At 64.6% G+C, this 13,758-nt stretch carries 14 protein-coding genes and 1 tRNA gene; 7 read left to right on the top strand and 8 right to left on the bottom strand.

The genetic code is table 11. The features are described 5' to 3' along the window. Positions 1-64 precede the first annotated feature (64 nt). The 6 genes from QA645_RS43165 to QA645_RS43190 all read left to right on the top strand — a co-directional run bounded on the left by QA645_RS43165 (position 65) and on the right by QA645_RS43190 (position 6,641). Complete coding sequence (locus QA645_RS43165; RefSeq protein WP_283053613.1) at positions 65-3,175, top strand: EAL domain-containing protein; 3,111 nt, start codon at positions 65-67, stop codon at positions 3,173-3,175. Position 3,176: 1 nt separating this feature from the next. Beyond that, entirely contained in the window at positions 3,177-4,244 is a 1,068-nt protein-coding gene (locus QA645_RS43170; protein WP_283047287.1) for a diguanylate cyclase, read from the top strand. 67 nt (positions 4,245-4,311) lie between these two features. Beyond that, positions 4,312-4,388 (top strand) — tRNA-Arg (locus QA645_RS43175). A gap of 21 nt (positions 4,389-4,409) precedes the next feature. After that, on the top strand, positions 4,410-5,312 hold the full coding sequence (locus tag QA645_RS43180) for a hypothetical protein (protein ID WP_349253199.1): 903 nt from the start codon (positions 4,410-4,412) through the stop codon (positions 5,310-5,312). 351 nt (positions 5,313-5,663) lie between these two features. Then, a complete protein-coding gene (locus QA645_RS43185) occupies positions 5,664-6,329 on the top strand; it encodes a hypothetical protein (RefSeq protein ID WP_283047289.1) in 666 nt (221 codons plus the stop codon). Positions 6,330-6,500: 171 nt separating this feature from the next. Beyond that, complete coding sequence (locus QA645_RS43190; RefSeq protein WP_254135148.1) at positions 6,501-6,641, top strand: ComC/BlpC family leader-containing pheromone/bacteriocin; 141 nt, start codon at positions 6,501-6,503, stop codon at positions 6,639-6,641. A gap of 51 nt (positions 6,642-6,692) precedes the next feature. Here QA645_RS43190 and QA645_RS43195 read toward each other — a convergent pair whose 3' ends face one another. Both QA645_RS43195 and QA645_RS43200 read right to left on the bottom strand, forming a co-directional pair. Continuing rightward, positions 6,693-6,986 carry a hypothetical protein gene (locus QA645_RS43195; RefSeq protein ID WP_254196102.1) on the bottom strand — a complete coding sequence of 98 codons (294 nt, stop codon included), beginning with the start codon at positions 6,984-6,986 and terminating at the stop codon, positions 6,693-6,695. Between the two features lie 223 nt (positions 6,987-7,209). Continuing rightward, positions 7,210-7,899 (bottom strand): DNA-3-methyladenine glycosylase I, encoded by a 690-nt coding sequence (locus QA645_RS43200; RefSeq protein ID WP_283047292.1) that lies wholly within the window; start codon positions 7,897-7,899, stop codon positions 7,210-7,212. Positions 7,900-8,103: 204 nt separating this feature from the next. Between QA645_RS43200 and QA645_RS43205 the strand changes: the two genes are divergently transcribed. Beyond that, positions 8,104-8,931, top strand: a complete 828-nt coding sequence (locus QA645_RS43205; RefSeq protein WP_283047293.1) for a metallophosphoesterase family protein — start codon at positions 8,104-8,106, stop codon at positions 8,929-8,931. Here the strand turns inward: QA645_RS43205 and QA645_RS43210 are convergent. The 6 genes from QA645_RS43210 to QA645_RS43235 form a co-directional block, all read right to left on the bottom strand. Then, on the bottom strand, positions 8,870-9,355 hold the full coding sequence (locus tag QA645_RS43210; RefSeq protein WP_283047295.1) for a cyclic nucleotide-binding domain-containing protein: 486 nt from the start codon (positions 9,353-9,355) through the stop codon (positions 8,870-8,872). The genes QA645_RS43205 and QA645_RS43210 overlap by 62 nt on opposite strands. Positions 9,356-9,452: 97 nt before the next feature. Then, a complete protein-coding gene (locus QA645_RS43215) occupies positions 9,453-9,983 on the bottom strand; it encodes a GNAT family N-acetyltransferase (protein WP_283047297.1) in 531 nt (176 codons plus the stop codon). Positions 9,984-10,121: 138 nt separating this feature from the next. Further along, positions 10,122-11,648: a magnesium-protoporphyrin IX monomethyl ester anaerobic oxidative cyclase gene (gene bchE / locus QA645_RS43220; RefSeq protein WP_283047299.1), complete on the bottom strand. Its 1,527-nt coding sequence runs from the start codon at positions 11,646-11,648 to the stop codon at positions 10,122-10,124. A gap of 185 nt (positions 11,649-11,833) precedes the next feature. Further along, positions 11,834-12,574, bottom strand: coding sequence for a di-trans,poly-cis-decaprenylcistransferase (locus QA645_RS43225; protein ID WP_283047301.1), 741 nt, complete (start codon positions 12,572-12,574; stop codon positions 11,834-11,836). A 30-nt stretch (positions 12,575-12,604) separates the two neighbouring features. Further along, positions 12,605-12,979 (bottom strand): transcriptional regulator, encoded by a 375-nt coding sequence (locus QA645_RS43230; protein ID WP_212424295.1) that lies wholly within the window; start codon positions 12,977-12,979, stop codon positions 12,605-12,607. After that, positions 12,966-13,583: a hypothetical protein gene (locus QA645_RS43235; protein ID WP_254135156.1), complete on the bottom strand. Its 618-nt coding sequence runs from the start codon at positions 13,581-13,583 to the stop codon at positions 12,966-12,968. Before QA645_RS43235 ends, QA645_RS43230 begins: the two co-directional genes overlap by 14 nt. Between the last annotated feature and the right edge of the window lie 175 nt (positions 13,584-13,758).

Consider the following 13,758-nt stretch of genomic DNA (forward strand, 5'->3'; position numbering starts at 1 on the left):
TAACCGGCTTTCCTAAGCATTGCGCCATCTGTCCGTAGTATTTCTGCTCCTCCAGGGGAGTGGGATGCGCCAGGTTTTTCGACAGATGGCAGCTGCAATGTTCCTGGCCGCAAAGGGCGGCTGGGACGCTGCCATGCGGCGCGGCCCCGTGCTGTGGCTGACACTCTCGGGCGCGTTGCTGGTCGCCGGCATTTTCGCAGTGACCGCGATGGCGGTTGGCGAATTTCGCGAGAAGACGCTCGTCAACCGCGAGCGCGAGCTGGAAAACACCGTGCAGCTGATCGCACGGCACTTCGATCAGCAGTTTGAAGATTCCGATGTCGTCGCCGCCGATCTGATCGGGCAGATGCACCTGCCGGACATCACATCGCCGCAGATGTTCCGCGAGCGCATGTCGGGGCCCGAAGCCCGCCGGATGCTGCGAGGCAAGATCAGCGCGGTCTCCTATCTCGGCGACATCGCGATCTACGATGCCGACGGCGAGATCATCAACTGGTCGCGGGCCCAGCCGCTGCCCAAGATCAACGTCTCCTCGCGAACCTATTTCCAGACCTTCAAATCGAATCCCATGTCGGAGCCGGTGCTGCTGGAATCCGTGCGCAGCTACCTGATCGGCAAATGGACCACGATCGTGGCGCGGCGGCTGACCCTGCCGGACGGCACTTTCGTTGGCGCGATGGTGCGGCGGATCGATCCCGACAGCTATCAGCGTTATTTCGCCTCGGTCGCTCTGGCCGACGGCGCCGCCATCACGCTGTTCGACCGCGAAGGCACGATGCTGGCACGCTACCCGCATGTCGAGGAGATGATCGGGACCAACTACAAGAATGCTCCGCTGATGCGACAGGTGCTGGCCAGGGGCGGCCATCAGACACTTCGGGTCAAGAGCCCGGTCGACGGCGAGGACCGTTTGGGTTCAGCCGTCCCGCTGACTCATTTCCCGCTGGTCATCGTGGCGACCAACACCATGTCGGCAGCGCTCGCCGACTGGCGGCAGCAAACCGGCTTCATGGTCACCACCGCAACGCTCTCGGCGACCGTGATCGCGCTGATCCTGTTCATGATCATCCGGCAGATCAACCGGCAGAACCGCGAGGCCCAGCAACGGCTGGAGGCGGAGCGACTGCGGCTCGACACCGCCCTCAACAACATGTCGCAGGGGCTGATCCTCTACGACGCCGACGGTTACATCGTCACCTGCAATCGCCGCTATGCCGACATGTTCGGCCTCTCCCACGACGTCATCAAGCCCGGCTGTCACATCCACGAGGCGATGTACCATCGCAAGGAGCGCAACGCGTTCAGCGGCGACGTCGAAGCGTTTTGCGCCGAGGTCATGCGAGGCGTCGCCGAAGGCCAGGTCGCCACCAAACTGCATCAATTGCCGAACGGCCGTGCCTTCCAGGTCATCAACACGCCGCTCGCGCAGGGCGGATGGGTCGCCACGATCGAGGAGATCACCGAGCGGCTCAATCTGGAGCAGGAGCGCGATCGCAACTACACGTTCCTCCGCGAGATCATCGACCATATCCCGTCGCAGATCACGGTGAAGGACGCCCGGACACGGCAATATCTGCTGATCAACAGCACCGCCGCAGAGCAATTCGGCCAATCGCGCGAAGCCATCGTCGGCAAGACCCCCTTCGACATCTACCCGGTCGACACCGCCAGGGTCGTCACCGACGACGACAGCAAGGCGCTGCAGACAATCGATGGATTGTCCAAGGACGAGCATGCCTGGCCGAGCCAGACCATGGGATTGCGCTACATCACCTCGACCCGGATCGGCATCCGCGACAAGTCCGGCGAACCGCGCTACCTCATCAATGTCGTCGATGACGTGACCGAGCGGCGGCGCGCCGACGAGAAGATCGCGCATATGGCGCATTACGATGCGCTGACCGACCTGCCGAACCGCACGCTGTTCCGCGAGCAGATCGAGCGCGAGCTGGGGAAGGTCGCGGACGGCGCGCAGTTTGCGCTGCTCTATATCGACGTCGACGAATTCAAGGGCATCAACGATTCGCTCGGCCACCATGTCGGCGACGAGCTGCTGAAGGCGATCGCCGGCCGCATCCGCACCTGCCTCAAGCCGGGCGATCTGATCGCGCGGCTCGGCGGTGACGAGTTTGCCGTGATCCAGACCGGAATCGAATCGTCCGCCGACGTGCTCGCCTTCGTCACGCGGCTCCATGAAGCGATCCGCCGCCCCTATCACTGCCTCGGTCACCAGCTCTCCACCGACGCCAGCATCGGCATCGCGATGGCGCCGCAGGACGGCGCCGATCTCGACCAGCTGATCAAGAACGCCGACCTCGCGATGTACGGTGCCAAGGCGGAAGGGCGGCGCACCTACCGCTTCTTCGTGCCGGCGATGGATGCGAGCGCCAAGGCCCGCCTCACCCTGGAGCAGGATCTGCGCCAGGCGCTGATCGACGGCGGCTTCGAGATTCACTACCAGCCGCTGGTCAATCTGCACTCGGGCGAAGTCTCCGGCTGCGAGGCGCTGCTGCGCTGGCGCCATCCGGAGCGCGGCATGGTCTCGCCGGCAGAATTCATTCCGATCGCCGAGGATACCGGCCTGATCAACGAGATCGGCGACTGGGTGCTGCGCACGGCCTGCAACGAGGCCGCGACCTGGCCCGCCCATGTGCGCGTCGCCGTCAACGTCTCACCGGTGCAGCTGAAATGCGACACGCTGGCGCTGCGGATCGCCGGTGCCCTCGCCGCCTCCGGCCTGGAGCCGCGGCGGCTCGAGCTCGAGATCACCGAGGCCGTGCTGATCCGCGACGACGAAGCGGCTCTCTCGATCCTGCACCAGCTTCGCTCGATCGGCGTGCGTATCGCGCTCGACGATTTCGGCACCGGGTACTCCTCGCTGAGCTATCTGAAGCGCTTCCCGTTCGACAAGATCAAGATCGACCGCTGCTTCGTCGCCGACATCGCCGATTCCGGCGGATCACCCGTGATCGTGCAGGCGGTGGTGAACATCGCCTCCGCCAGCAACATGACGACGGTGGCCGAAGGCGTCGAGACCGAAGCCCAGCGCGAGATGCTGCGCGCGCTCGGCTGCACGGAGATGCAGGGCTATCTTTTCAGCAAACCGAAGCCGGCGACGGACGTGCGCGGGATGTTCGGCCCGGGCGACGCCATGCCTGTGGCGGCGGTGGCCTGAGATGGCAAAGCTCATCACGCCTCCTGCCAAGACCGTGGACGTGGCGGATTCCTACGCGGTGCGGCTGATGCAGCATCTGGTGGTGCCGACCTTCGTGATCGACCCGAAGCGCCGCGTCGTGATCTGGAACCGCGCCTGCGAGCGGCTGACCGGCGTTGCCGCCGCCGAGGTGATCGGCACGACGAAACACTGGCAGGCCTTCTACGAGACCAAGCGCCCTTGCCTTGCCGATCTCGTTGCGCAGGACCGGCCCGAACAATTGCCGGAGTTCTATTCGGAGTACGCTGCGCGCGGCCACAACGGGCTCGGCTTTAGCGCGGAGAACTGGTGCGTGATGCCGAAGCTCGGCAGCCAGCTCTATCTCGCGATCGACGCAGGTCCCATCCATGACGAGGCCGGCAATCTGATCGCGGTGGTGGAGACGCTGCGCGACCTCACCGACCAGAAGCGCGCCGAGATGGCGCTGAAGGAGCTCGCCACCAAGGACGGGCTGACCGGGCTGTCGAACCGTCGATCCTTCGACCAGATGCTGATGACCGAATGGGCGCGCGCGCAGCGGACGCAGAAGCCGCTGGCACTGCTGTTCGTCGACGTCGATCATTTCAAGCTGTTCAACGACGAGCACGGCCATCAGTCCGGCGACGAATGCCTGCGCGAGGTCGCGCGCGTCGTCAGCCGCCACGCCGTGCGCCCGCTCGACCTCGCCAGCCGCTATGGCGGCGAGGAATTCGCGCTGATCCTGCCCGACCTGAATTGCGATGATGCCTGCGTGATCGCCGAAGAGATCCGCGGCGCCGTCATGGCGTTGCGGATTGCCCATGGCGCCCACGGGGCCGGCAACTACGTCACCCTCAGTGTCGGTGTCGCCAGCCACATCCCCGGCGAGGCCGACGGCGCCCCCGACCGGCTGCTGGGTGCGGCCGACCAGGCGCTGTATGCCGCCAAGCGGCTCGGCCGCAACCGTGTCGTCTGCTCCGAACGGATCCTGGCCGAATTCGCAGGCCTCGGCTGGGACAATGTACCGGTCAGCGGTCCGGTTCCTGGCCTGGCCCCGCGCAAATCGGCCTAAAGCGCTGATATTGCCGCGGCGAGACCGGTTGCCCACCCGTCGCCAATCGGCTACATGATCCCTCGCTGCACCCGTAGCTCAGCTGGATAGAGCGTTGCCCTCCGAAGGCAAAGGTCACACGTTCGAATCGTGTCGGGTGCGCCACTAGCGATGGCCAGCTATCCGATGCGTGCTTTCGATCGTCTGGTCTCCTGCCTCGTTCTATTCCTTGCCATCGCAGCCGTCCCGGTGCCTGCCGCACGCGCTGCCGAAACCTGCCCGTTCATCAGCGCCCAGAAGCTCGCCGCCGCGATGCCGGCGCTCAAATGGTCTCTGATTTCAAATCAGGACGGCCGCGGCTGCATCTACCAGGCTGGACGCGGCGATACGATGATGCTGACCGTATTCAGCAATCCCGACAAGGACCGCGCCAAGGAATTGTACGCGACCTTCGTCAAGACGCTTGGCGAGCGCATGCCGCTGAACGCCGTGTCCGGGATCGGTGACGAAGGCCAGGGCGGAGCCAGCGCTGCCGACGCGCAGCGCCAGGAGGCCTCGGTCGTCGCCTTGTCCGGCGACTATATTCTGCAGATCAGCGTCTATCCGATCGGCCGGCGTGCCGACAGCACGCTGCTCGGACCGATCACCGCTGCCGCGCGCGTTGCCATCGGCAATGCGGGCGAGACCAGCGAGCGGTTCGGCAATTGCGAATGGCTCACGGCCGCGGATGCCGACGGCTTTCTCGACAAGAGCTCGCTGACGGTCCAGCGGACCGGCGCGGGCAGCTGCATGATGTTCGATCGCGAGGCCAACACCATGACCGTCGCGGTGATTGCGATCTCGCGCGACACGGTCATCAGCATGATGAAACGCGCAGGTCCCTGCAAACACGTGGCGATACCCGAGCTCGGCAGTGAAGCGTTCGGCGAGTATTCGTGCACCAAGGGCAACGGCAACGCCGTCAACATCTTTGTCTGGAAGAACGGCAGGCAGGCTTCGGTCCTGTTCGCGCCGGTCAAGCCGCATCCGGAGTCCGGCTCGGTCGAGCGCCTGAAAGCGGTTGCCGGGCGGGTCTACGGAAAACTGTAACGTGCCGTTGGGGCGCTGTTGAGCGGCGACCGGACCGCTTCGCAAGGCGCCCGCGATTGCAGTATGGGCGACCACCGTCAGGTCGGACGGGCTGAATACGTCAATCACCGTCGAACCTACGGCCTGAATGGCCGCCTGCCGCATTTTTGTTTCCAGATATTTCTATTTGCCCAACGGCAATATTGAGCAACCGGCGGATCGTGGCTCCAACGGCTCCGCGCCAGCTCCCGTGCCTACCACCGCCCGACCGGGCAAATCCAACCGCCAAGGTGAACTCAGGACTGTGAACACAGGACTGGATGTGACTTCGGCGATATCGGCCCGAGTCCATTAAAAGCACGGAAAGCAACCATGACCTCGATTTCGGCGCTCTCCACCCATCACCACCAGCACACGTCACCATTGCAGCGGCTGCAGGACGAGCTGCAATCGGAAGTCAGTTCCGGCACGATCAGTGCGTCCGATCAGTCGGCACTGTCCTCCGCGCTCAGCGATATCGACTCCTCGCTGCAATCGGAGACAGGCGATCAATCCAGCGACAGCGGCCCCGGCGGAATCAAATCGAAGATCGATGATCTGATCCAGCAGGAAGCGTCGTCCGGCAAGCTCACCGACCAGCAGGCCACCGAACTGCAAGGCATCTTCAAATCTGCGTTCTCGCATGGACCGGGCGGAGCAGGCGGACCGCCCCCTGGCCCGCCGCCGGTCGGCGGCACCGACAGCGCGTCCAGCGGCAGTTCGGTGGTCGACCTGCTGCAGCAATTCGTTCAGGCGCTGAAGAGCTCGCTGACGGATTCGAGCTCGTCCAGCACGACGGACTCGACCACCAGTTCGACGTCGACCAGCAGCACGGACAGCTCCTCCAGCGGCAATTCGACGACGGAGGTGCTCGAAAAATTCCTGGAGACGCTGAAGGCCTCGCTTGCGGATTCGACCTACAGCGGCACGGGATCGAACGGCACGTCCAACCCCTCCGACCCCGCGCTGTCCGGCGTCCTGCTCAACGACCGGATCTGATAGCCGCGACGCAGCAGACGCCTATCCAGTCACCCTTCGGCTTCCCCAAGGGGTGACTGGAAGGGTGGCTGCTCTCTTCTGTGTCCCGCGTCACGGCGGCGCGGGCCGGTCCACGACACTCTCCTGGCATCGCGCGGAATGGTCCGCGCGATCTGAAATGAGGAGACTGTCATGCAGAACATGGCTCGCGAATTGACGGAGACGGAGCTCGAGACGATCGCCGGTGGCGGCTTCTGGGGCAGCGTTGCCAATTTCTTCCGTGGCCTGTTCGGCGGTCCCGGCGACCTTCGCCGTCCGCTCGACCGCCCCTGATCCCAACTGCGATCCGGACGGGGGCCGTACGCGGCCCTCGTCCTCGCGGTCTCAGTGCCTGACATGCTCGAAGACCACGATCACGCCGGTCGGCTCGGGTTCGTGCGCCATCAAGCGCGTCAGATCAGCATCGCTCCAGTCGGCGAGGCTGACGACTTCGCCGGTCTCGCGATCCGCGCCGAGCGAGGGCGTCGGCTCGAGGACTTTCAGTCCCATCTCGTCGACGAAGAAGGTGTGCTCCCCAAACATGCTGTTGAGCTGGGCCATGGCGGGGTGTTCGTCGGGCAGCACCTGCGCACCGAGCTGGTTGACGGTCTGCTTCACCTGTTCGGATGTGAGCTTCATGAGCTGCTCCGTTCTGTCATTCGAGTTTCATGCGAGTTTCATGACTTGAACCAGGGTTTAGCCGGAGTGCGTGTTCCCTGCGCCTGTGTTCGCCTGGCTCAATCTCCCGAACGGGTGCTGCGCACAAATGTTCCGGCGAAATGAATTTCGTGATCGCGTGTTGCAGACGCCGCGCGGACGGCACGAGATCGCCACACGATGTCCACGATCTCCTCGATGAGCGCTAGTGCGCGCTGCGGTTCTCGCCGACCGAGAGCGCGCAGATGCGTGACAGATAGGTGTAGGGTAGACCCGTCTCCTCCGCCCAGGCGTTGAACTGCGCCTGCACCTTGGCGAGATCGCCCTTCGACTTGACCTCTTCGGCGATGTCGAGGCCGGCATCGCGCAGGCAGGCGACGACGTCCTTCGAGGTGACGAACCCGTCCCAACCGACGAAGCGCAGCAGCATCTGCCCGGTGTTGCCGCCGAGCCGGCTGCCGCGCTTGGTGAGGAGATCGAGCAGGCCGATCTCGTTCGACGGCGGCCATGTCGCCAGGAACTTGCCGAAGCTGCCGTGCTCTTTCGCGATCTCCTGCACGAAGGTGGCATTGTCGCGCACCGACATGATCTTGGCGCCGTTGCGCACAATCCGCGCATCGCGCAGCAGCGCTTCCCAGTAGTCTTCGGGCTGGAAGCTGAGCTTGGCCGGCTGGAAGTGCAGGAAGGCGTCTTCAAAGCCGTCCCACTTCGTGTCGATCACGCTCCAGGCAAAGCCCGCGCAAAACACGCGCTTCGTCATCTCGGCAAGGATGCGATCATCGCCGAGTTTTGCCAGACCCTTGAGGTCGGGCTTGTCAGGCATCAGCCTGTCGAGCGCCTTGGGTCTGCCCTTGCGCTTCTCGGCACGGGCACGAATGGTCTTGAAGGAAGTCATGCGGACACCCGCGTTGAAAGCGCGCCACGACACCAGAATTCGACCATCCGGTCCAGCCCTGCGACGCTGCCGGCACTTGCGCGCTCCCGCGCATCACAGCATGCTTCGCTCGACCGATTGATGTGCGGCCGGGCTGGTCCGCTTCTTGCTTTATAACGTTTTGGAATTCCCAGATATTTTCGCACCCTCTCCGACGGATTCCCGATGCGCTGCCTGGTCGTGGCCGACCTGCACTACTCGTTGCCGCAGCTCGACTGGCTGGTCAGCGCTGCGCCGCAATTCGACCTTGTGATCTTTGCCGGCGATGCGCTGGACATCGGATCGATGGTGGATTTCCGGGCCCAGATCGTGGTGGTGAAGAAGTACCTCGCGCTGATCGCGGCGCAGACCAGGGTCATTCTCTGCTCCGGCAATCACGATCTCGACGAGCGCAATGCGGAGGGCGAGAAGATCTCGCGCTGGATCTCCGAGGTGCGGGAGCTCGGCATCGCCTGCGACGGCGACAATCTCAGCATCGGCGACACGCTGTTCACGGTGTGCCCGTGGTGGGACGGGCCGCTGGTCAAGCAGCGCATCGCCGATCAGCTGCGCGATGCCGCGCTCGAGCGTCCGCAGCGGTGGATCTGGGCGCATCATGCGCCGCCGGCCAATTCACCGACCAGCTGGGGCGGCAAGCGGTTCTTCGGCGATGTCGAGCTGGTGCAGTGGATCATGCAGTATCAGCCGTCGATGGTGATCTCGGGCCATGTGCATCAATCCCCCTTCATCACGGACGGCTCGTGGTTCGACCGGCTGGGCCCGACCTGGGTATTCAATGCGGGCCTGCAGCCCGGACGGCCGCCGACGCACATCGTGCTCGACCTCGATGAGAACAAGGCGTTCTGGCTGGCGGCAGGCGAAGCACAGTGGATCGATCTTGCGGCGCCGCTGAAGCGGCCGGCGTCTGACATCGCCGAGCCGCCGGACTGGCTTACATCCTTGGATCGGATTTCCGATCCGAGCCTGGCGAGACCTCGAGCGGCGGCAGGTTGATCATGCTCTGCAGCACCTCGCCGACCATGGCGAGATGCGTGCCGTGGCCGGCATATTGCCGCTTGAGATCGGCGAGATAGGTGTTGGCGGCATTGAGCCGCTGCGCCAGCATGCGCGCGATCAGCAGCGCGACCTCCGGCTCCCGCTTCAGGAGCGAGGCAGCATCGGCGAATTCGTAGACGACCGTGTCGGAGCAGGCGCGCACCGTCGCGGTGTGCGGCAGCCCAAGCAACACGGACATCTCGCCCAGCACCGCGCCGGGCTCGGCGATGGTGGCGACCACCATCTCGCCCTTGAGCACCTCGAGCTTGCCGCTCATCAGCACATAGAGATGGCCGGAGGCGCCGCCTTCGGTCACCAGATCCGTGCCGGCCGCAATCTGACGCTCAGTTCCACCGGTGCAATAGTCCAGAACCGCACGCATCGCCGTAAGCTCCCGTCCTGGGAGGCAGTAGAGCACGATCCGCGGCGGGATGCAGCGGTTTTTGGGCGGGCCGCACGGCCGCTTTCGGCAAGTCTGGTCAGCGCGACAGCCGCTTTGCGAGGTGTATCGACTGCCAGTCGCCAAGGCCGGTATCGGCAAACCCCGCCTTCTTCGCAAGGCCGCGCATCTCGGCATTGGCTCGTGCGGTCTCAGCCGCGATCATCTCGTGGCCGAGATCGCTCGCGCGTCGCTCCATCGCGGCCATCATCTGCAGGCCGACGCCCTTACGCTGAAAGATATCGGCAACGGAGATGGCGAAATCGCCGTGCCGGGCGACTGCGTCATAGGCGTATCGGGTCTCTCCGATGATCGTGCTTTGCCCTGCATCCAGCCTGAGCTCCGCAAGCAAGGTGAAGTAATCGGGATGGCTGACCTTGGCGACGCATTCGGCCGCGATGACAGCAAGGTCCGCCCGCGCGCCCATAAAGCGCTTATTGCGCGTCGTCGCGGACAGGCCGGTGAAATAGAGCGAGAGGCTCTCCACGTCGGAGGCATCGGCAGCCCTGATCCGGACTGCACCATTCGTTTCGGTCTCGTCAACGACAGCATCCAGAGACAATCGTGACATGCGCGAAGCCCTCGGCAGGTTGCGTGGACCGCACACCTAGCCGAGGTCGCGCATTTTCCGCTTGGACAGAGCTGCCAATCTTGCGGCCAGAAACGAACAGCGCGTTGTCCTCGGCCAGACATCACACAGGGGTCGCGCTCATGCCGCTTCGCGCGTGCCGACACGCCGCTCCGGCCGTGCTGCCGTCATCGACTGTTCCTCGGCGTCCTGCGGAGCGCCCCAGAATTCGCGCACTGTGGGCCCCCATCTCAGCCGTCGCGCACGCAAGAATTCGAGGATCTCGTGCGGCCAGACCCTGCGGCCCATCTGCGTGTACCAACGCATGGCGTGCCGCAGGCCCGCGTCGCGCTGAAACAACACGCGCCAGATCGCCTTGGGCCGACACTGCAGCACCATCTCGGTGAACTTGAACCAGACCAGCACGCGCCACGGCGCCATGTAGCGCGTGGCCAACACTTGATGCTTGTAGTCCCAGCGGCGGCGATCCGGCTGGATCACGCGGCGGTCGGCGGCGAGCCGGAAGTATGGCGTCCAGCGATGCGGCGTGACATAGAGCAGTTGCACCTGATCGGGATCGTAGGCGAGCAGCTGCTTCAAGCCACGCCAGTGATCGCGATCGGTTTCTTCCTCGAACCCGACCACCCAGGTCGCCATCGACAAGATGCCGTGCTGCCGCAAAAGACGAATGGCCTCGCGATCGGTTGCGGTGGTTGCCCCCTTGCGGATCAGCTCCAGCGTCTTCTCATCGGTGTTCTCCAGTCCGAGCAGGAAGCGCTGCCAACCTGCCTTCTTGTAGAGATGCAGCATGTCGGCATCGCGCACGATGTCGTCGGCCCGGGTCGAGCCCACCAGGATGAGATCGACATTCTCGGCGATCAGCGCTTCGAGGAGGGCCCGCCACGCCTTCTTGGACACAGTCGGATTTTCGTCTGCGAAGTTGATGACCTTCACACCGTGCTCGCGATGCAGGCGCGCCAGCTCTTTGGCGAAACGGACGGGATCCCGATGACGCCAACGCGTCCAGAAGCCGCGCTGGCCGCAATAATTGCACAGATGCGGGCAACCGCGCGAGAACTGCACGACCACGGCACGCAGGCCACCCCAATAGCTGTACCGCGCGTGATCGATGAGCTCCCAACCGATCCGATAGGCATCGAGATCCGCGATGACCGGCGCAGGCTGCATCGCACGGGGGCCTGCGACGTCGCGGAACGCGATGCCGGCAACGCCGCCGAGATCGTGGCCATATTCCAGCGCGCGTATCAGGCGCCGCGCAGTCTCCTCGCCTTCACCACGAACGATGGCGCTGACATAGGGCTCGTCGCGCAGGATGTCGCGCCAGTGATAGGTCGGGAAGACGCCGCCATAGACGATCAGCACGCCCGGCATGGCTTTCACCAGCGCCTGCGCGATCTCCGTAATCACGGGATGTCCGGAGGTCGAGCCGGAATGACCGAACAACACAGCGTCCGGCGCGAAGCGGCTCGCTTCGCTGATGATGTCCGCGACCGGCATCGGGCCGAACTCGGCATCGATCAGCCGTACGGCGTGACCATCGTCGATCAGCGGGCCGCCGATCGCGAGCAGGCCGAGCGGCGGCAGATGATCGTCCGGAATACGGCTTCCGATCGAGGGATGAGGCACGTTGACGAGAAGAACACGCATGGACTTTCGCTCCCGCTTTGGTTGGCGTGATCGTCCGTCCCGCTCCTATGAAGAAGCCCAATCTCCCGACTGAACCCGAAGACATCGTACGTGGCTGCTGCGGAGACTCTTGCTCTGCTCCGCTTTTTTGACGCGTTTTCTTCACGCGAACCGGTATCCACTTCGCTCGAAAACGCTTTGCAGCGTCACGCCCGAGAAAACGAGGGCACCTCCTCCGGCATGATCGCCTGGAGACCGCCGAAGCGTCGCTCGCGGCCATGGAAGGAGGCCAGTGCGGCGGCAAGATCGGCCGCATCGAATTCCGGCCACATCCGCTCGGTGAAATGCAGCTCGGCATAGGCGCCTTCCCAGAGCAGGAAGTCCGACAGCCGCTTTTCGCCCGACGTGCGGATGATGAGATCGACGTCGCGCAAGCCGGCCTCGCCGGTGACCAGTTGCGAGAAGGCCTCGCGGGTGAGGCTGGTCAGCGCGGCCGCCTTCGCCGCGGCATTGAGAATGGCGTCGCGTGCGGAATAGTCGACGGCGATGCGCAGATGCAGCGTCGTGCCGTGGGCCGTGGCGGCCTCCGCACGCGTGATGGCGGTGGCAATGCCGTCCGGCAAGCGGTCGCGACGGCCGATCACGTTGAGCCGCACGCCGTTCTTCACCAGGCTCTGCACCTCGTTGGCGAGGTAGAAGCGCAGCAGCGTCATCAGGGCTGCGACCTCGGCCTTCGGCCGGCGCCAATTGTCGGTCGAGAATGCGTAGAGCGTCAGCGTGCCGATGCCCTGCTTGGGCGCGGCCTCGACGATGCGGCGGATGGTCTCGACGCCGGCCTCGTGGCCGCGCACGCGCGACAGGCCGCGCCGCGTCGCCCATCGTCCGTTGCCGTCCATGATGATGCCGACGTGAAGCTTGTCGTTGGGGGACGTGACGTCACTTTGCATTGCAAAGTCTCCGGTCAAAAAGGGGGACGATCAGGTCGAGAGAATGCCGAGGCGGCCAAGCGGCGGTGCCTCGCGGCCGGCGGCCTTGGCGGCATCGCGCACGAGACGCTCGAGCACGGCGAGATAATCGAGGAAACGGCGGCGGCCGGTCTTGGTCAGGCGGCAGGTGGTGTGCGGGCGATTGCCCTCATAGCCTTTGGTCACCTCGACCAGGCCGGCCTCCTGCAGCACCGCGAGGTGTCGGCTGAGATTGCCGTCGGTGAGGCCGCAGAGCTGCTTGAGATCGGCGAAGGCGAGCCCCTTCGGATGCGCCATCAGCGAGGTCAGAAGCCCGAGCCTCGCCTTCTCGTGGATCACACGGTCGAGCCCTTCATAGGAGAAAGGCGCGCTGTCAGTCTTCGACATCATTCTCTCCGGACGCAACATACAGAATGGCCGCCATCATCGACTGGCCGATCACGAAAGGCAGCCCCATGGTCCACGGCGACAACATGTGAGTCCGGCTCGCCAGCACCACCACGGCAAAACCCGAGATGAAGTACCAGGCCCCGGCGAACGCCACGCTGCGCGGCAGCGAGCGGACGGAGGCGAATATGCCGAGCGATACCAGGATCTGCCACAGCCCCGGCAGGAGCCACAGCGTCTCGGCCGCGAACTTCCACATCACCACCGCGAGCAGGATTCCGGCGACGCCCGCGGGCAAGAACTGCTCGACCGCCTGGTGGATCATGGCGTCGGCAAGGCCCGAATGATGGCGGCGCGAGCGCGCCCGCATCTCGACCCAGATGATCAGGCCGGACAGCGCGGCCGCAACGAACCAGCCGAGAAAGAAGCCGAGCGGCTCGCTGTTGGGGTCGCCGAGCAGCCAGAATTGCAGGATTGCGGTGACAAGCGCGACCACGCCTGTCGCGGCCATCGTCGCCGGGCCGTAGCCGCGGAACGCCGTGCCGGCCGCGATCTGGCTGCGGATCGCCACGATGTCGGCCAGCGCCTTGTCGAGATCGCGCATCGGCAACGCCAAACCCCGCTCCACCCAGTTCGCTTGATCACTTTGTGATGCAAAGTATACCGCAGTACAAAGTAAAGGCAAGCCTGAAAGTCGTCCGCGAGGGACGCCGCCCGATCAGACAACTGTCGGTTGCGCGAAGTGGGCCCACGCAGATAAGATGGCGCCAAAGCGTTCC

It is taken from the genome of Bradyrhizobium sp. CIAT3101, from assembly GCF_029714945.1.
Taxonomy (GTDB): domain Bacteria; phylum Pseudomonadota; class Alphaproteobacteria; order Rhizobiales; family Xanthobacteraceae; genus Bradyrhizobium.

Excerpts from the sequence above, each read along its gene's own strand:
- QA645_RS43165 (WP_283053613.1), top strand. The coding sequence starts at position 65 with ATGCGCCAGGTTTTTCGACAGATGGCAGCTGCAATGTTCCTGGCCGCA.
- QA645_RS43170 (WP_283047287.1), top strand. The coding sequence starts at position 3,177 with ATGGCAAAGCTCATCACGCCTCCTGCCAAGACCGTGGACGTGGCGGAT.
- QA645_RS43180 (WP_349253199.1), top strand. The coding sequence starts at position 4,410 with ATGCGTGCTTTCGATCGTCTGGTCTCCTGCCTCGTTCTATTCCTTGCC.
- QA645_RS43185 (WP_283047289.1), top strand. The coding sequence starts at position 5,664 with ATGACCTCGATTTCGGCGCTCTCCACCCATCACCACCAGCACACGTCA.
- QA645_RS43190 (WP_254135148.1), top strand. The coding sequence starts at position 6,501 with ATGCAGAACATGGCTCGCGAATTGACGGAGACGGAGCTCGAGACGATC.
- QA645_RS43195 (WP_254196102.1), bottom strand. The coding sequence starts at position 6,986 with ATGAAGCTCACATCCGAACAGGTGAAGCAGACCGTCAACCAGCTCGGT.
- QA645_RS43200 (WP_283047292.1), bottom strand. The coding sequence starts at position 7,899 with ATGACTTCCTTCAAGACCATTCGTGCCCGTGCCGAGAAGCGCAAGGGC.
- QA645_RS43205 (WP_283047293.1), top strand. The coding sequence starts at position 8,104 with ATGCGCTGCCTGGTCGTGGCCGACCTGCACTACTCGTTGCCGCAGCTC.
- QA645_RS43210 (WP_283047295.1), bottom strand. The coding sequence starts at position 9,355 with ATGCGTGCGGTTCTGGACTATTGCACCGGTGGAACTGAGCGTCAGATT.
- QA645_RS43215 (WP_283047297.1), bottom strand. The coding sequence starts at position 9,983 with ATGTCACGATTGTCTCTGGATGCTGTCGTTGACGAGACCGAAACGAAT.
- bchE (WP_283047299.1), bottom strand. The coding sequence starts at position 11,648 with ATGCGTGTTCTTCTCGTCAACGTGCCTCATCCCTCGATCGGAAGCCGT.
- QA645_RS43225 (WP_283047301.1), bottom strand. The coding sequence starts at position 12,574 with ATGCAAAGTGACGTCACGTCCCCCAACGACAAGCTTCACGTCGGCATC.
- QA645_RS43230 (WP_212424295.1), bottom strand. The coding sequence starts at position 12,979 with ATGTCGAAGACTGACAGCGCGCCTTTCTCCTATGAAGGGCTCGACCGT.
- QA645_RS43235 (WP_254135156.1), bottom strand. The coding sequence starts at position 13,583 with ATGCGCGATCTCGACAAGGCGCTGGCCGACATCGTGGCGATCCGCAGC.